The 17,660-nt window shown below is 61.3% G+C and carries 14 protein-coding genes and 2 tRNA genes; 5 read left to right on the plus strand and 11 right to left on the minus strand.

The window, feature by feature from the left end:
- Positions 1 to 395: 395 nt before the first annotated feature.
- The 8 genes from HPQ62_RS03875 to pcsA all read right to left on the minus strand — a co-directional run bounded on the left by HPQ62_RS03875 (position 396) and on the right by pcsA (position 8,090).
- A tRNA-Lys gene (locus HPQ62_RS03875) sits at positions 396 to 471 on the minus strand.
- A 165-nt stretch (positions 472 to 636) separates the two neighbouring features.
- On the minus strand, positions 637 to 1,551 hold the full coding sequence (locus HPQ62_RS03880) for a PhzF family phenazine biosynthesis protein (protein WP_174801434.1): 915 nt from the start codon (positions 1,549 to 1,551) through the stop codon (positions 637 to 639).
- Positions 1,552 to 1,565: 14 nt separating this feature from the next.
- Positions 1,566 to 2,294, minus strand: a complete 729-nt coding sequence (locus tag HPQ62_RS03885; protein WP_174801161.1) for an NUDIX hydrolase — start codon at positions 2,292 to 2,294, stop codon at positions 1,566 to 1,568.
- Between the two features lie 217 nt (positions 2,295 to 2,511).
- On the minus strand, positions 2,512 to 3,588 hold the full coding sequence (locus tag HPQ62_RS03890; protein WP_174801162.1) for a BMP family ABC transporter substrate-binding protein: 1,077 nt from the start codon (positions 3,586 to 3,588) through the stop codon (positions 2,512 to 2,514).
- Between the two features lie 40 nt (positions 3,589 to 3,628).
- Positions 3,629 to 4,546: an ABC transporter permease gene (locus HPQ62_RS03895; RefSeq protein WP_174801163.1), complete on the minus strand. Its 918-nt coding sequence runs from the start codon at positions 4,544 to 4,546 to the stop codon at positions 3,629 to 3,631.
- Positions 4,543 to 5,628, minus strand: a complete 1,086-nt coding sequence (locus HPQ62_RS03900; RefSeq protein WP_174801164.1) for an ABC transporter permease — start codon at positions 5,626 to 5,628, stop codon at positions 4,543 to 4,545. Before HPQ62_RS03900 ends, HPQ62_RS03895 begins: the two co-directional genes overlap by 4 nt.
- The gene (locus HPQ62_RS03905; RefSeq protein WP_174801165.1) at positions 5,618 to 7,180 is read right to left on the minus strand and encodes an ABC transporter ATP-binding protein; all 1,563 of its coding nucleotides are present in this window, start codon (positions 7,178 to 7,180) and stop codon (positions 5,618 to 5,620) included. The genes HPQ62_RS03900 and HPQ62_RS03905 overlap by 11 nt, the downstream gene beginning before the upstream one ends.
- Before the next feature lie 160 nt (positions 7,181 to 7,340).
- Positions 7,341 to 8,090 (minus strand): phosphatidylcholine synthase, encoded by a 750-nt coding sequence (pcsA, locus tag HPQ62_RS03910; RefSeq protein WP_174801166.1) that lies wholly within the window; start codon positions 8,088 to 8,090, stop codon positions 7,341 to 7,343.
- A 193-nt stretch (positions 8,091 to 8,283) separates the two neighbouring features.
- On the opposite strand from pcsA, the gene HPQ62_RS03915 reads away from it, so the two are divergent.
- Entirely contained in the window at positions 8,284 to 9,468 is a 1,185-nt protein-coding gene (locus HPQ62_RS03915) for a UbiH/UbiF family hydroxylase (protein ID WP_174801167.1), read from the plus strand.
- Positions 9,469 to 9,470: 2 nt separating this feature from the next.
- Here HPQ62_RS03915 and HPQ62_RS03920 read toward each other — a convergent pair whose 3' ends face one another.
- Entirely contained in the window at positions 9,471 to 10,412 is a 942-nt protein-coding gene (locus HPQ62_RS03920; RefSeq protein WP_174801168.1) for an AEC family transporter, read from the minus strand.
- Between the two features lie 24 nt (positions 10,413 to 10,436).
- On the minus strand, positions 10,437 to 11,180 hold the full coding sequence (locus HPQ62_RS03925) for a cytochrome c biogenesis CcdA family protein (RefSeq protein WP_174801169.1): 744 nt from the start codon (positions 11,178 to 11,180) through the stop codon (positions 10,437 to 10,439).
- 239 nt (positions 11,181 to 11,419) lie between these two features.
- On the opposite strand from HPQ62_RS03925, the gene HPQ62_RS03930 reads away from it, so the two are divergent.
- The 3 genes from HPQ62_RS03930 to lexA all read left to right on the plus strand — a co-directional run bounded on the left by HPQ62_RS03930 (position 11,420) and on the right by lexA (position 13,351).
- A tRNA-Lys gene (locus tag HPQ62_RS03930) sits at positions 11,420 to 11,495 on the plus strand.
- 186 nt (positions 11,496 to 11,681) lie between these two features.
- The gene (locus HPQ62_RS03935) at positions 11,682 to 12,446 is read left to right on the plus strand and encodes a YrhK family protein (RefSeq protein ID WP_174801170.1); all 765 of its coding nucleotides are present in this window, start codon (positions 11,682 to 11,684) and stop codon (positions 12,444 to 12,446) included.
- Between the two features lie 197 nt (positions 12,447 to 12,643).
- The gene (gene lexA, locus HPQ62_RS03940) at positions 12,644 to 13,351 is read left to right on the plus strand and encodes a transcriptional repressor LexA (protein ID WP_174801171.1); all 708 of its coding nucleotides are present in this window, start codon (positions 12,644 to 12,646) and stop codon (positions 13,349 to 13,351) included.
- On the opposite strand, the gene HPQ62_RS03945 is transcribed toward lexA, so the two are convergent.
- Positions 13,305 to 16,067 (minus strand): ComEC/Rec2 family competence protein, encoded by a 2,763-nt coding sequence (locus tag HPQ62_RS03945; RefSeq protein WP_174801172.1) that lies wholly within the window; start codon positions 16,065 to 16,067, stop codon positions 13,305 to 13,307. The two genes, lexA and HPQ62_RS03945, sit on opposite strands and share 47 nt — an antisense overlap.
- A 242-nt stretch (positions 16,068 to 16,309) precedes the next feature.
- On the opposite strand from HPQ62_RS03945, the gene gltA reads away from it, so the two are divergent.
- Positions 16,310 to 17,596, plus strand: coding sequence for a citrate synthase (gltA, locus tag HPQ62_RS03950; RefSeq protein ID WP_174801173.1), 1,287 nt, complete (start codon positions 16,310 to 16,312; stop codon positions 17,594 to 17,596).
- Positions 17,597 to 17,660: the final 64 nt, after the last annotated feature.

The following is a 17,660-nucleotide window of genomic DNA, read 5'->3' on the forward strand; positions in this document are numbered from 1 at the left end:
AGTGCCGTTTCAGGTACTGCGTAAGCAACCGCCGCATAGTTTACCGAAGTCCCTTCGCCCCCTCAAAAGAGGGCGGCGCGCCCGTCGGGCGGCATCTCGACTGAGACCTCGGCACGCTTCCGAATTGCCCTTCGTCAGACGCTCTGGCCGCCGAGCCGCCCCCCTCCGGAGGGCCGCTCGTAGACACGGAAAACCGGCGCGGAAACCACACCGCTTGCAGCAGGCATGGTGCGCGATCCATGCTGCAGCGTTCGCCGCTTCCAAAGAGAAAAATCGACCGGAAATTTTTCACCCGCAGAAACGCTGCCGACCGCCATCACGACGGTCCGAAACAAATCCCAACGGCGATCCTACCGCGAAGCTTCCAAGGCGGATCTATTTGATAAGAAAGAGAATGGTGGGTGATGTAGGGTTCGAACCTACGACCCGCTGATTAAGAGTCAGCTGCTCTACCAACTGAGCTAATCACCCACGAGAACGGCGCGTTTGCGTCGTTGGATGGGCGTATAACGAGGATTCGCGACCGTGTCCAGCGCTGCAGCAAATTTTTTCAGCTTTTCCTGATGCGAAGTCGACAGACAGCCGCTTCTGCCTGTCGAACCAGCCCGAAATGCCCTCACGCACCCGCCGGAAAGCTCAAGCCTGAAGCAAAGTTCCGCGCGCAACGCAGAGCGCCTGACCGCCGATACGGGCTGCACTGATGTGACCGGTATTGCCGATCTCCAGATTGAGCCGGATATAGGACGGCCGTCCCATCTCCACGCCCTGCTCGATGACAAGGCTGTGCGAGCCCTCGCCAAGGGCATCGAAATGCTGGATCGCACCGGAAAAGGCCGCAGCGGCAGAGCCGGTCGCCGGATCCTCCTCGATCGTTTCAGCGGCAAACATGCGGACATGGAACTGGGCATCATGGCGCACGCCGCCGCGCGTATAGGGATAGGCCCACACAGGAAGACCATCGACCATCGGTGCAAAGGAAAGCCAGAGCCGTTTGTCGTAGGCAATATTCTCCATCACCGAGAGGTTGCGCACCGGTATGAGCGCAAAAGGCACGCCCGCCGACCAGATCATCGGCACGTGATTCTCGAAGCCGATATCCCCCGGAGAGATGCCGAGCGAATCGGCGAGCTTTTCACGCGTGATCGTCTCTTCCACCTTGCGGGAGAGCTTCGGCAGATCGAACTCGGCAAAGCTCACCGCACCCGGCACAAGCTTGACCGCGCAGCGCACCGGCCCGACCTTTTCCGAAAGCACCGTCACCATGTCGCGTTCGGTGTCCATGCCGTGCTGGCGCTCTGCCAGGGCAATCGCCGCACCCACCGTCGGATGACCGGCAAAGGGCAGCTCTCCGCCCGGCGTAAAGATGCGCACGCTTGCCGAATGCGAGGCGTGTTCCGGCGCCAGCAGAAAGATCGTCTCGGAAAGATTGAACTCGATCGCGATCGTCTGCATCGCGTCATCGCTGAGCCCGTCCGCTCCGAAGACGACCGCAAGCGGATTGCCCTGGTAACGTTCCGCCGTGAAAACGTCGTAGATTGCGTATTCGAGCATGGTCATTTTTTTCCTCAGCCGAAGTAATAGTCAAGCACCGGGAACATCGAATAGGCATATTCGAAATTGTCCCTGTTATCCCTTGTAATCGCGATCACCGCGTCAATCTCCTGCTCGGCGTCCTGACGCATATGTTCCTGCACTTTGGCAATCAGCCGATCAGCGTCAAGCGTCGCATGGAAAAAGCGATAAAACATGACGGCCTGCTGGAAATGTGCGCCGTGATATTGCGGCTCGGCGCGCATGGCGGAAAGATCGAGCCCGGTTTCCTCTGCCGCCTCGCGCGCCATGTTGGCATCGATATCGACGTGGCCGTCGACGATGTCGGCGACTTCCAGAGAGCCCGAAGCGCAGTAGACCTTACCGGCATTGGCCGTGGTCCTGCTCATGCGGATCGCCATGATCGCGCCGTCCGCAGACACGATGACAGGCATGGCAAAGGAATGAAAGGTTGGCGGGCGCGGTGCCTGGCGACGCCACCAGAGATGATAGGCGTAGGGAACAATCTGGCCCGTCGCCGTGATCGCCCCGTCATCCAGACAAACCGCGTTCAGCGTGATCAGCCGGCCGTTGAAGAGATGCGGATTGGCCGCGACCTCCCGCTCCCAGTTTTCCCGGACCGCCTCCTCGAACCGGAGGATCTGTGCCTTGTCGCCGTCCTCGACCTTGATATCGACAGAGGCGACAGGAAATAGCCGGCCCTCCGGCGGCCAGTCAGAGGGAATGAGTGAACCTGTTTGCATCGTATTCTCAAATTCTCAGACAACGAGTTTCGGAAACCGAATGAACCCGGGTCATGACTGCGGAAGCTCAGGCTATTGTGCGTTGCGGACGATTGGAAGTGAAAAGAGATCAGGCAGAGCGCCAGATCGTGCGCATCGCCGCGCACGGCCCTTTAAACACAAGAGGCCCGGCGGTGATCGCGCCGGGCCTCTCTTGATCCATCAGCAATCGCTGCGATTACTCGGACTTCGGCAGCGAGCCTTCCACGCCTTCAACCAGAACATTGAGGCCAAGCAGGGTGCCGTCATCGGCCACTTCACCCTCTGCAAGGAACGGCGTGCCGTCCTGCAGGGACACTGGACCGGTGAAGGGCTTCAGCTCGCCGGATTTGATCTTCGCTTCGGTCTCTTCGGCGAGTTTCTTCACGTCGTCCGGCATGTTGGTATAGGGCGCCATCGTCAGGATGCCGTCCTTGAGGCCATCCCAGCTCTGTTCCGATGTCCAGGAACCGTCCTGCACTGCCTTGACGCGCTTGATGTAGTAGGGCGCCCAGGTGTCCATGATCGCCGTCAGCTGGGTTTCGGGACCGGCCTCGATCATGTCGGAGGCCTGGCCGAAGGCCTTGATGCCGCGTTCGGCAGCGATCTGCATCGGCGCGGTGGTGTCGGTGTGCTGGGCGAGAACGTCCACGCCCTGGTCGATCAGCGCCTTGGCGGCATCGGCTTCGCGGCCGGGGTCGAACCAGGTGTTGGCCCAGACGACCTTGGTCTTGAAGTCCGGATTGACGGACTGCGCGCCGAGCGTGAAGGCATCGATGCCCATGACCACTTCCGGGATCGGGAACGAGCCGATATAGCCGCCGATGCCGGACTCGGAAATCGAGCCTGCGATCACGCCGGAAATGTAGCGGCCTTCATAGAAGCGCGAATTGTAGGTCGCGACATTGTCGGCGGTCTTGAAACCGGTTGCATGTTCGAATTTCACGTCCGGATATTTCGCGGCGACCTTCAGCGTCGGTTCCATGAAGCCGAAGGAGGTGGTGAAGACGATGCTGCAGCCGGACCGGGCCATGCGCTCGATCGCGCGCTCGGCATCCGGGCCTTCGGGAACGTTTTCGATATAGGCGGTTTCAATGTCGAGCGTCTTTTCAAGCTCCTGGCGGGCCACGTCGTGCGCCTGGGTCCAGCCACCGTCCGTGGCCGAGCCGACATAGATGAAGCAGGCCTTGACGTCTTCCTGGGCGCTGGCGCCGGTGGCTGCAAGACCGGCCATGATCGCCGCCGAGGCGGCCAGTGCGAATTTCAACGTTTTCATCGTTCACCTCTAATGGTTTGAAGGTTTCAGTGTAATCCGCCTAGCGGTCGGGAACAAAGGATTTCCCGAGTGCTGCGGGCGTATTGATAAGCGTCATCCGCCGGTTCTGGGAGATGATCACGAGGACGATCACGGTCACCACATAGGGCAGTGCCGAGAGGAACTGGGAGGGAATGGCGATCCCGAAGGCCTGCGCATGAAGCTGGCCGATCGTGACGGCGCCGAACAGATAGCCCCCCACAAGCACGCCCCAGGGCCGCCAGGAGGCAAACACCACCAGGGCCAGTGCGATCCAGCCACGCCCGGCCGCCATGTTTTCCGACCATTGCGGTGTATAGACGAGCGAGAGCTGCGCGCCGGCAAGACCGGCACAGGCGCCGCCGAACATGACCGCAAGATAGCGGATGCCGATGACATTGATGCCAAGCGCATGGGCGGAGGAATGGTTGTCGCCGACCGAACGCAGGACCAGTCCCTTGCGGGTCTTGAACAGGAACCATGCGACGCCGGCAACGACCGCGATCGACAGGTAGAAAAAGATATCCTGATCAAACAGCAGCGGGCCGATGATCGGAATGTCCGAGAGCACCGGGATGTCGAGCGAGGGCATTTTCACGCCCGGCTTGCCGACAAGTCCCTCGCCGATCATGGCCGAAAGCCCCTGCCCCAGAATGGTCAAAGCCAGACCGGTGGCCACCTGATTGGCAACAAGGGTGAGCGTGAGAAAACCGAACAGCAGCGAAAACAAGGCACCCGTCACAAGCCCTGCCAGCATGCCGATCCAGGGCGATCCGGTCGCATGAGCCGCCATGAAGGCACCGACCGCGCCCATCACCATCATGCCCTCGACGCCGAGATTCAGCACGCCAGCACGCTCGCAGACCAGTTCGCCGATTGCCGCCAGAACCAGCGGGGTGGACGCGGTGATGATGGTCAGCAGTATCGCTTCGACGATCATGACGCTTTCCCCTCGGCCTGCTTTCCGGAAAAGATGATCCGGATCTTGTAAAGAATGAGCGTATCGCAGGAGAGCACGAAGAACAGCAGCATGCCCTGGAAGACGCGGGTGACCTTGTCGGAGACGCCCATGGTAAACTGAACGCCCTCGCCACCGATATAGGTCAGCGCCAGCACCAGGCCGGAAATGATGGCGCCCAGCGGGTTCAGCCTGCCGAGGAAGGCAACGATGATGGCGGTAAAGCCGTAGCCGGGCGAAATCTGCGGCTGCAGATAGCCGAGCGCACCGGATATCTCGCTGACGCCAGCAAGGCCCGCAAGGCCACCGGACAGCAGGAAACAGAACCACACCATGCGCCGCGACGAGAAGCCCGCAAACCGCCCTGCCCGCGGCGACTGGCCGATGACGTTCACCTCGAAGCCCTTCAGCGTGAAACGCATCATGAACCAGACGGCAAGAGCTGCCAGAATGGCAAGCGCAAACCCGTAATGGGCACCGGAAGACACCATTTCCGGCAATCTTGCCGCATCGACGAAATCACGGGTCTGCGGAAAGTTGTAGCCTTCCGGATTGCGCCAGGAACCGCGCACCAGCCAGTCGAGGAAAAGCTGCGCCACATAGACCAGCATCAAAGAGGTCAGGATCTCATTGGTGTTGAAGTAGTTCTTCAGAAGCGCCGGGATGCCGGCATAGAGCGCGCCGCCAACGGCGCCCATGACCAGCATGATCGGCAGAAGCAGCGGCGAAGACCACTGGTAGAAATAGACAGGCACGATCGACCCGACGATCGCGCCGACCGTGAACTGGCCTTCAGCACCGATGTTCCAGATATTCGAGCGGTAGCAGACGGAAAGGCCGACGGCGATCATGATCAACGGCGCCGCCTTGATCATCAGTTCATTCAGCGACCAGGAATCGAGCAGAGGCTGAATGAAGAACTCATAGAGCGCCGCCAGCGGATCCTTGCCGAGTGCGGCGAACATGATCGCGCCGAACAGAACGGTGAGCGCAAGCGCAATCACCGGCGACAGGAGCGAGAACACCGGCGATGCGCCGGGACGCTTTTCAAGCTCAATGCGCATCGGCAGTCTCCTCGCCGTGAACGCCGCCCATCAACAGGCCGATGCGTTCCAGCGTCATGGTTTCGGCGGGATGGCTATCGGAAAGCCGGCCATCGGAGATCACGGCAATGCGCGTCGCGATCTCGAAGATCTCATCCAGATCCTGCGAAATCACCAGAACGGCAGACCCCTCGCGCGCGAGATCGACCAGCGCCTGGCGGATATGGGCGGCAGCACCCGCATCCACGCCCCAGGTCGGCTGGTTGACAATGATCACCTTCGGCTTGCGGTCGAGCTCGCGGCCGACGATGAATTTCTGCAGGTTGCCGCCGGAGAGGGAACCGGCCGCGGGGTCCTCTCCGCTCTTGCGGACATCCATGAAGCCGGAAATCTCGCCGGTGCGGGCTTTTGCCACGGCACGGCGGATCATCTTCAGCGGTCCGCCGGCGAGAAATGTATCGGCTTCAGCCTCGTTGCGGGCCAGAACCAGATTTTCGGAAAGCGGCATGCTGGTAACGGCGGCATGGCCATGGCGCTCTTCCGGCACGAAGGCTGCGCCAAGCGCACGGCGGACATTGATCCCCTTGCTGCCGACGGCCTTGCCGTCGATCAGCACGCTCTGGCCATCCGTAACGGGATATTCGCCGGAGAGCGCATCGAAAAGCTCAGACTGCCCGTTTCCGGCAACGCCCGCGATCGCCTGAACCTCGCCAGCCTTCACCTCCAGATAGATATCCTTCAGCGCCGTCGCAAACGGCGTGCGCGCCGGCGCATTGAGCCCCTTGGCCTCGATCAGCGCACGCCCGGTGGTCATGGCTTCCGGGCGTTTGATCTCAGACACCTCGCCGCCGACCATCATGCGCGCGAGCGACCCGGCGGTCTCATCGCGCGGGATGCAGGCGCCGGTCACCTTGCCGTGGCGCAGAACGGTCGCCTTGTCGCAGATGCGCTGCACTTCCTCGAGCCTGTGAGAGATATAAAGCACCGAGCGGCCCTCGGCTTTCAGCTTGAACAGCGTTTCGAACAGACGGTCCGCTTCCTGCGGCGTCAGCACGGAGGTGGGCTCGTCGAGAATGATGAGACTCGGGTTCTGCAGCAGCGCGCGAACGATCTCGATGCGCTGGCGCTCGCCGACGGAAAGATCGGCCACATGGGCGCGCGGATCGAGCGGAAGTCCGTATTCGACGGAGAGCCTGCGCGATTCCTCCGCAATTTCGGCAAGCGAGATGCCGGGGTCGAGCGAGAGCGCGATGTTTTCTGCAACCGTCAGCGCCTCGAACAGCGAGAAATGCTGGAACACCATGCCGATGCCGAGCTTGCGGGCATGTGCAGGCGCCTCGATCGTGACCGGCTCGCCCTTCCACAGGATCTGGCCCGCAGAAGGCTCCAGGACGCCGAACAGCATCTTGACGAGAGTCGATTTTCCGGCGCCGTTTTCGCCGAGCAGGGCGTGGATTTCGCCATGCGCGATTTCGAGGTCAATGCCGTTGCATGCGGCAAAGGTACCAAAATATTTGGTGAGACCGGAGACCGCCAGAAGCGTATCACCCGCCGGTTGCTTTACTTCGTCCAAACCGCCCTCCGGCCGCCGGCACTGCACCCGAATGCAAAAGCATCCCTGCCGCCACGGGATTGACTAAAAAATAGGACGTCCCCTGTCCTGCGCACAAATGAAGCACAAACCATGTTTGAAGCGCAATGATTTTTGGATGTTACCCAAAGAGTTTGTTGCCTCAGAACTCCGCCCGCGTTGCCGCTGCCCGTGCGCCAAGCTTTGGCAGGAACTGCAGCACCGCGCCAATCAGATAAAGATAGATACCGCTTGCAACGAACAGCGCCTCCACCAGTTTCGGCGCTTCGAAAGATGCTAGAAGCGCATAGAAACCGGTTGCACACCAGATTGCGAAGACCGTCAGATTGAGCGGCCGCAGCCGCTTGACCCGCACCGGATGGAGGAAGTTGATCGGTGCAAAGGTCAGCACGACTGACACGATCACGATCGTCATCGCCACCGCCGACGATGGCTCGATGACGAAGAAGGAAAACACCACCATGTTCCAGACAACGGGAAAGCCCGAGAAGAAGTTCTCGGCGGTTTTCATGCCGCTGTCGGCATAATAGATCGCGCTGGAGACGACGATCAGGGCAGCAGCGACAAAGGACAGCGGCTCGCCGATCATGTGGGATTGGTAAAGGGCGAAGGCCGGCAGCAGGACATAGGTGACATAGTCGATGATATTGTCGAGCATGACGCCCGACCAGCTTGGCAGAACCTCGCTGACCCGCAGGCGGCGCGCGATCGGCCCGTCGATCCCGTCCACCAGAAGCGCCAGCCCCAGCCACCAGAACATCGAGACGAATCGGCCTTCGGCGGCAGCGACAACGCCCAGAAACGCCAGAAAAGAACCAGACGCCGTCAGGATATGGACGGAAAACGCCCGGATTTCCGCATAAGGCACTTTTCGCTGGCTGAAGAATCCCATTCGCATCCCGTCCGTTTTCGGCTTACGCCGGCCTCCCTGTTCGGCAAGTGCCGCAAGGCCTACCGAAGTTTGAGCCAGAATGCACCAGAACGATGCGCTCGGCACAAAAAAAACGAAAATTTCCAGAATTTTTCGAAGCAGAAACAAGCTTGCGGCATTATATCCCTATGGCAACAGACGATGGGGCAAGACAATGGCTGAGTTTGAAATCGCAGTGATCGGCGGCGGACCCGCCGGCATGATTACGGCACTGGCACTCGCCCGGGCCGGCCGCAGGGTTGCGCTTGTGGCGCCGGCACCCACGAAGGGAGACCACCGGACAACGGCGCTGATGGATCATTCGATTTCCTTCATCGCCCGCCTTGGCCTCTGGCAGGACATCAAGCCCCAGGCAGCACCGCTGAAGACGATGCGAATCATCGATGGCACCGGCCGCCTGCTTCGCGCGCCGACCGTCAGCTTCCGCTCGGCGGAAATCGATCTCGAAGCCTTCGGCTACAATATTCCGAACAGCCTGCTGGTCGGCAAGCTCTCTGACGCCGTCGCCAACGAAGCAAATATCACAGCATTCGATCAGGCAGCGGCCAATATCGAGACCGGAAAAAACGCCGTCGCCGTCACCCTTGCCGCCGGCGAGCGCTTCGAAGCCGAATTTGCGATCGGCGCGGACGGACGCGGATCCAGGGTGCGCGAAAGCGCCGGGATCGGAACCGGGCAGTGGAATTACAGGCAATCGGCCCTGGTGCTCAATTTCGAGCACAGCCTGCCCCATGACGATATCTCGACCGAGTTTCACACCCGGGGCGGTCCGTTTACGCAGGTGCCCCTGCCCGATTCCAACCGCTCCAGCCTGGTCTGGGTCATGAATGCGGCGGAGGCGGAGGCGATGGCCGCGCGCACAAATGAGGAGATTGCCGGCGCCATCGAAGAGCGCATGCAGTTTCTGCTGGGCGCAGTGAAGGTGGAGGGCGAGGTGCAGAAATGGCCGCTGTCCTCGCTTGTCGCGCACCGTTTCGGCAAGGGCCGGGTTGCGCTTGTGGGCGAGGCAGCCCACGCCTTTCCGCCGATCGGCGCGCAGGGACTGAACCTCAGCCTGCGCGACATCATGCGGCTTCAGCGCATGCTGGACGGCATTGACGGCGGGAAAATCTCGTCGCGCACCGGCGATCGTTACGACATGCTGCGCAGATCAGACGTCTTGAGCCGCACGGCAAGCGTTGACCTCCTGAACCGCTCGCTGCTGGCCGATTTCCTGCCGGCGCAGCTTGCGCGCTCCGCCGGCCTGTACGTGCTCTCGGCCGTTCCGCCTCTGCGCCAGTTCGCCATGCGCGAAGGGGTGCAGCCGATGCGCGGGATCAAGGCGCTGTTTGCCGGCTGAGTTCAGAGCGGCAGGGCATCGGTGTTGATCAGCGCGAACAGCGCTGCAAGCGTCAGAACCGAACAGAGCGTCGATATCAGGATCGCCGCGGAGGCGCGCTCGTACCAGATGCCGTACTGGCGGGCGATCACAAACACGTTTGTCGCCGTCGGCAGCGCGGCAAGCAGCACCGCAGCCTTGACCCAGAGCGGATCGAACCCTCCATGGGCCATCATGAAAAGGTAGACGACAAGCGGGTGGAGAACGAGCTTCACCGGCACGATATAGCCGATCTCCGCGGGCACGCGCCGGACGGGGCGAAGCGCCAGCGTCACGCCCATGGCAAACAGCGCGCAGGGTGCCGCCGCCTGGGCGAGATAATCCACCAGCCGGTTGAAGGCCTCGGGCGGCCCGTAGCCGGTGGCGGCCACGGCAAAGCCGAGCGCGGTCGCGACCACGAACGGATGCAGCAAGGCGCGCATCACGATCTGGCCGACAACCTTGCGCCCGCCACCGCCCGCCGCCGCCATGATCGAGGGCGCAACCATGAAATGGAGCGCATTTTCGAAACAGACGATCAGCGCCACCGGAACGGCTGCGTCCTCACCCAGCGCAAGCAGCGCCAGCCCCGGCCCCATATAGCCGATATTGCCATAACTGCCGGCGAAGGCCTGGATCGTGGTTTCGCGCACGCCGTTTCTCTTCCAGAAATAGCCGATCGCAAAGACGAGCCCGAAGACGCAATAGGTCGCCGCCAGATCGATCGACACGAAATCGATGCGGGTGAGCTGGTCGAACGGAGTACGCGAGACGAGCTTGAAGAACAGCGCGGGCAGCGCCGCATAGATGATGAAGATATTCAGCCAGGCCGTGCCTTCTTCGGGATGGCGAAAGATCTTCGCCGCGCCGAAGCCGATGGCGATGAGCCCGAAAAATGGAAAGAGCAGCGCTAGAATATCGGCCATGATCCCGGTCCGCTTGCCGCAGCGCTAACCGATCTGGGAGAGAACCGGGAAGGTCTGCTGAAACCAGATCGCCATATCGGCAATGAAGCCGAAAAGAAAGGCGACCCCGGTGAGAATCAGGAGCACGCCCATGATTTTTTCGACCGCGCCGAGGTGACGGCGGAAGCGCGCCAGAAACCGCATGAAGGCGCCTGAAAAGAATGCGGCAATCCAGAACGGCACGGCAAGGCCGAGCGAGTAGACCGCAAGCAGCACCGCGCCGTTCGATACCGTGTCCTTCGTTGCCGCAACCGCGAGGATCGCGCCGAGAACCGGACCGATGCAGGGCGTCCAGCCGAAAGCGAAGGCAAGCCCCATGATATAGGCGCCAGTGATGCTGGCGGGTTTTCCGCCGCCATGAAACCGCGCTTCGCGCGACAGCAGCGAGATCCTCAGAACGCCGAGGAAGTGAAGCCCCATCAAAATGATGATCACCCCGCCGACCTTGGACAGAATGTCCATGTACTGGCGCAGCAATTGCCCGATGCTGGAGGCGCCTGCACCAAGCGCCACGAAGATGGTGGCAAAGCCGAGCGTGAAGAAGAATGCCGGCAGCAGGACCGCGCGGGAACGCGCCAGGCGCGCCTCGCCCCCGCCCTTGAACTGGTCGATCGAAATGCCGGCCATGTAGCAGAGATAAGGAGGCACCAGCGGCAGCACGCAGGGCGAAAGAAAGGACAGGGCGCCTGCGAGAAGCGCACTGAGAAATGAAATATCGCCGATCGACAAGAAACCTGCTCCAACACGTCATTTTACCGGACAAGGGCATCGCCCTCACCCCGAACCCGGCAGCAGCGCGATGCCCCGGAAAGCGTCCGGCGGTCATAGCCCAGACGGACGTTCAAATCCAATCACCTTTCCGCGCGCCGAAAACCGCCGGATTATCGCCACTGCACCGAAATTCCGGGTTGACCTTCTGAAAGACCCTTTCTATGTTCCGCCCACTTTCAGCCGGTCACCCGGCTCGGGAGAGCGTAGCTCAGCCGGTAGAGCAACTGACTTTTAATCAGTAGGTCCAGGGTTCGAACCCCTGCGCTCTCACCACCCTCTTCATCAGACTGCCTTTCTATCAAAAATGCTGCCGGCGCCGTTGCGCTTGCGCCAAAACGCCCGATGCTGGCATTCGGGGCTGCCCTGTTGCAGGCTGGAAAAGCGATTCCCGGGTGGTCTTCCGCAAACTCGGAGCAACCACCGCCTTCGACCGGCTCATGAAAAAGGACCAGTCCTCTCATGCCGCATATGTTCGTCAATCGACCCCGAGACCATGATGTCGCCGCCGACGCGCCGGAAGAGCGCAGGAACTTCCGGTGGGAGACGATCAACGCAATCTGCTATCAGCTCGGCGGCGCGGTGTTCATCTTCGGCAGCATCTGCTTCTTTCCCGCGCTCTCCGATTACGCAGATCTCGGTGCGTGGATCTTCGTCTTCGGGTCGCTGCTCTATCTCCTCGTCACCGGACATGACCTTCTGGAAGTCTTTGTCCACGCCCGCGAGCGCGAAGGGCAAGCAACCGTCTGGGACCGGCTCGAATTCTGGGCGGCGTGGGCCTATGTCATCGGCACGCTTCTCTTCGTCGCAGGCAGTGTCTGCTTCCTCTCCGCCTTCGATATGGTCAACGCAGGCGCCGGTTGCTTCATAACCGGCAGCATCCTTTTCGTCGTGGGGGCCGTGATCAACGTGATCCAGATCGTGCAGGCCGATGATCTTGTGACCTTGCAGATGATGAACCTGACCGCGCTGACATTCGTGGTCGGCTCTGCGCTGTTTGCGGTCGCTTCGATCCCCTATCTCTGGAGTTTTGCAAATCCGGCGGACGAGCGGCAGCTGACCGGCTTTCTCGCATGGCAATATCTCGTCGGAAGCCTGCTGTTTTTCATCGGCGGGCTGTTCAACTATCGCAGGGCATCGCGCGTGGTCGCCATGGCGCTCGGCCGGCCGACAATCTACGATGCCCATCCGCTCAAACCCTACGCCCCGCGCAGAAAGCGGCGTTAGCCCATCCCATCAACCCCGCAAGAGGCACGATTCGTTCAGTACGTCCCATGTCCCCTCGATCGCACCGCCGCCGCGCGCTTGCCTGCGTCCGCAGTGCCGCCGAAACACCGCGTGCGACCGGCAGGCCGGGACTTGCGGAACACAGTAGGAACATGTATGTTCGTTCTGGATTTGTTTCGAAAGGCCAGGGGCAGGAAATGCTGACACGCAAGCAACAGGAACTGTTGTACTTCATCCATGAGCGCATGAAGGAAACGGGGATCCCGCCTTCTTTCGACGAGATGAAGGAAGCGCTGGACCTCGCCTCCAAATCCGGCATTCATCGGCTGATCACCGCACTTGAAGAGCGCGGCTTCATCCGCAGGCTTCCCAATCGGGCACGCGCGTTGGAAATTCTGCGCATGCCGGACAGCGTGATCGGCCAGCAGCGCAGCCGCGGTTTCTCGCCGAGCGTCATCGAGGGTTCTCTCGGCAAGAAACCGGAAGAACCCAAGGCGCAGGCCGCCAACAGCGATAGCGGTTCAACCGGCATTCCGGTCATGGGCAGGATCGCAGCCGGCGTCCCCATCTCGGCCATTCAGGAAAACACCCACCACATCACGGTTCCGGCCGAAATGCTTGGCACGGGCGAACATTATGCGCTTGAAGTTCAGGGGGATTCGATGATCGAGGCCGGCATCTTCGATGGCGACACCGTGATCATCCGCAATATCTCGACCGCCTCCCCCGGCGATATCGTGGTCGCACTCGTCAATGACGAAGAGGCGACGCTGAAGCGTTTCCGCCGCAAGGGCGCGTCGATTGCGCTGGAAGCGGCAAACCCCGCCTATGAAACCCGGATCTTTGCGGCCAATCAGGTCAAGGTCCAGGGCAAGCTGGTCGGGCTGATCCGCCGCTATCACTGAAGGTGAGTTCCGCCGGCAGGCTGATGAGCGGCAGATAGGTGTCTGACCGCCAGTCGTAGAGACGATGGCGGTTCCAGGCCCGCTCCGGCGCCTCCACCGAGGTTTCGACGGACAGCGTGATCGGAAGGCATGCCCGCGATTCTCTGCCTTCAGGGCTTGGCGCTGATTGAGGTGGGGCTGGTCGGGGTTCATCGGACTGGGGCGGCGCTGATGGGTGCGACGGTGATTGTTCAAATGTGGGCGTTTGCCCTTTAGGCGTCCCAGGCTTCTCTCCTTCGATTTCGACTGTGGCTGCAGCATTTCCGCCCGAAGTGTTTTCGCGGCCCGAGATGTTTGGCGAAGGGCCTGTTGCAGGCATGGTTCGAGCCGGTGCGACAGCGATGCGTTGTTCCGCTGCGCCTGGTTCCTCCGAAAACGGTAGGCCTGCCTGTGACGTCATTGGCAGCGGCGCGATCAGCGTAAACCGGAAGGCGCCATGCTGCCTGCGCATTGCCGGCGTAACCAGAAATGCGCCTGAGCGGCATGTCTGAAATCCGGGACGGTAGCGGCTGACGACGATGTCGGCATGGTCGCAGCCAAGCCCCGCAAGGGCCGGCCGCTCCACCGTGACGATCCGGATCCCATGATATTCGGCATAGCACCATGCGTCCTTCACACAGTGGAACCTGTTTGTAATTTCGTGTGCATCGGCAATGGTTTGCCGGAGCATCCTGTCAGCCCGCGCGAGGTCTTCGGAGCCAAGGCGCGCAAATCTGTCCTCCTCCACCAGTTCCAGTGCGGGCTGTTGTTCCGGGGAAAAGCTTGAGGACAGTTTGAGAGCCGTTTCCCACTGCTCGTAAACGAAGGACGGCGGTCTTGCGGTATTGAGCGCGGCACTTTCGCCGAGGATCAGCGCCACCAGAGCCCCATCGCTGTCGACAAGGATCTGCGAGGGCTGCGGGCTCCTCGGCCATGCGAGCATCACGAGCGATACGCCGATCGGAATGAGGCCCAAAAGCCGCAACCGCGTACGCAACAGCACCAGGGGGAGAAATCCGCAAATGAATGAGAGGAGGAATCCCTGACGGACCGCACCGGTCGTCACCGCCCCTCCAAGTCCATCGACAAGCATCGCTGCAGCCATCACCCATTCGAGGCCCCAGCCCATGACGGTCAGGAAGGGAGCGTGGAGGTTCAGTGGCATGGCGAGAAGCGCGAGGAGCCCCGACGGCATCACCACAAGGGTGACGATCGGCATGGCCAGCAGGTTGCCGATCAGACCGTAGCCTGCGATGCGGGAAAAATGATGGACCGCGAACGGGGTTGTCGAAACGCCGCCGATCAGCGCGGTGATCGCGATGCCGGATGCCGCGATCCACAGCCAGCGCAAAGCCTTGAAGCGGCTGGGGCCGGCGGCCACGGGACGCCTCTGCCAGGCGCCATAGCCTGCCATCAGGGCGAGCGTGGCGGCAAACGACATCTGCATCCCGGGCCCCGCCACTTCGGAGGGCGTCGCGATCAAGATGATGAGCGCTGCCAGAGCAACGTTTCGCAGGCTGATCGCGGACCGGTCGAAAACAGCCGCCAGGAGCATGACGGCCAGCATGATGAACGCCCGCTCCGCAGAGACCTGCATGCCGGAAATCAGCAGATAGAAAAGCGCGGCGCCAACTGCGAAAAGGGCAGCAACCTTCTTGGTCGGCAGGGCTTCGGCCGCCCTTGGCGATGCCGCAAGCACAAGCCTGAGGCTGGAGAAGAAGATTCCGGCCGCCAGCGCCATGTGCAGCCCAGAAATCGCAATGATGTGGGCAAGGCCGGCATTGCGCAGCGCCGTCAGCATCTCATCGCTGAGCGCCCGACGCTCGCCGGTGATGATCGCATTCGCGAAGGCGCCCGTATCGCCGGAAAGAACGCCCCGAATGCGCCCGGCGATCGCATCGCGCATTCTCTCAATGGCAAGCCGCGCTGCGGCAAAGCGGCCCGGCGCGGCGATTTTGCCCCTGTCTTCGGGCGGACCATAAAAGAAGCCGACCGCGCCCACGCCATCGAAATAGGAGAGAAAGCCGAAATCGACGAGGCCCGGCAAAACGGGTGCGGATGGCGTCTGCAGGCGCGCAAGGCCGCTGATCTCATGACCGATCGCAACCGGTGGCAAATTGCCGCGGGCAACCAGCGTTGCGCGCGCGGGCGGGCGGCGGATCACCGGGTCATCGGTCGCGGTCAACCGCACCACGTAGCGCCAGCCGCTCGCCGTTGGCTCGCGCGCCGCCACCTGGCCCTGAATGTGGGTGGTGACCGGCGAATCCAGCATGATCGTATCGAGCCGCGCGGTCTCGATTGCGGCAAGCCCGGCGCCGCTCAGGAACAGGGCTGCCCCGGCGCTGGCAAGCTTCAGCAATGGGCGGGCGTGACGAAAAACCAAGGCAGCGGCCATCGCCGCCCCCCAGTAAAGGGCAAGCCCCCACCAGAGCGGCGTCGCGGCCAGCGAAAACCACCATAGAACGCCTGCAGAAAGCGCCACCGGCGCGAGCAGGAACAGACGGCCGAATTCCTGTTCCTCGCGCCAGAGCGCTGCCAGGCTGGGCCGTCCGCTGCCGTCTTTTCCTGCACGAAACGCGCGCGGCTTCGAGAGCGAGAGACGGGTGCGCTTTTGCACGCCAAAGGGCGACCGAAGCGCGCGCCCCTCGCGCGACGGCGCCTTTCTGGTCTCGTCTGTGCCCGCTTCGCGCCATTGCATATGCAGTCACCGCCCCACAACCTTTGCATGTTGTGGCCAATGTAAATCGATTGCAATGCAGCAGCAGCGCCGACAGACAAAATTTTCCTTTTCTAAACCCCGGAAAACTTGCTAAACGCAGATATAACTCATCACCAGCCCTGCGGCGCCATTGGCTTGGCAACATCCTGCCAATCCTATAGCTAACGAAAAACTCGATCGGCTTCGATTGCGCGTCCGCGCCGGAAACTTGGAGGATTAGGATGACGGAAACTGGAAAACTCAACCTCGACGGCAAGGAATTCGACCTGTCGATCGAAGAGGGCACATTCGGGCCCAAAGTCCTCGACATTGCTTCGCTTTACAAGCAGTCGGGCATGTTCACCTACGATCCGGGTTTCACGTCCACGGCATCGTGCAAGTCCAAGATTACCTATATCGACGGCGACAACGGCATTCTGCTGCATCGCGGCTATCCGATCGATCAGCTTGCCGAAAATGCCGACTTCCTCGAAGTCTGCTACCTGCTTCTGTTCGGTGAACTGCCGACAGCGACGCAGAAGAAGGATTTCGACTTCCGTGTGACGCATCACACGATGATCCACGATCAACTCACGAGGCTCTTTACCGGTTTCCGCCGTGATGCCCATCCCATGGCCATCATCTGCGGCGCCGTTGGAGCCATGTCTGCCTTCTATCACGACTCGATCGACATTTCCGATCCCTACAAGCGCGAGATCGCCAGCATCCGCATGATCGCCAAGATCCCGACGATCGCGGCCATGGCCTACAAATATCACGTCGGCGAACCCTTCGTTTATCCGCGCAACGATCTCGGCTATGCGGCGAACTTCCTGCACATGTGCTTTGCCACGCCGTGCGAGGAATACAAGGTCAACCCGATCCTGTCGCGCGCGCTTGACCGCATCTTCATCCTGCATGCCGATCACGAGCAGAACGCATCGACCTCGACCGTTCGCCTGGCCGGCTCTTCGGGCGCGAACCCGTTCGCCTGCATTGCCGCCGGCATTGCGTGCCTCTGGGGCCCTGCCCATGGCGGCGCCAACGAAGCAGCCCTCAACATGCTGCAGGAAATCGGTACCGTCGACCGCATTCCGGAATACATCAAGCGCGCCAAGGATCGCGACGATCCGTTCCGCCTGATGGGCTTCGGACACCGCGTCTACAAGAACTACGATCCGCGCGCCAAGATCATGCAGAAGACCTGCCATGAAGTGCTGGGCGAACTCGGCATCAAGGACGATCCGCTCCTCGACGTCGCCCTGGAACTGGAAAAGATCGCGCTCACGGACGAGTACTTCATCGAGAAGAAGCTTTATCCGAACATCGATTTCTATTCCGGCATCACGCTGAAGGCGCTGGGCTTCCCCACCACCATGTTCACCGTTCTGTTCGCGCTTGCGCGCACCGTCGGCTGGATCGCGCAGTGGGCGGAAATGATCGAGGATCCGGAACAGCGCATCGGCCGTCCGCGCCAGCTCTACACCGGCGCTGCCGAACGCGATTTCGTCGACATCTCCAAGCGCTGATCTTCAGCGGATGATTTCAGAAAGGCCGGTCCAAGCGACCGGCCTTTTTTTATGGCTGACTGTT

This window comes from Martelella limonii, from assembly GCF_013344475.1.
Taxonomy (GTDB): Bacteria; Pseudomonadota; Alphaproteobacteria; order Rhizobiales; family Rhizobiaceae; genus Martelella; species Martelella limonii.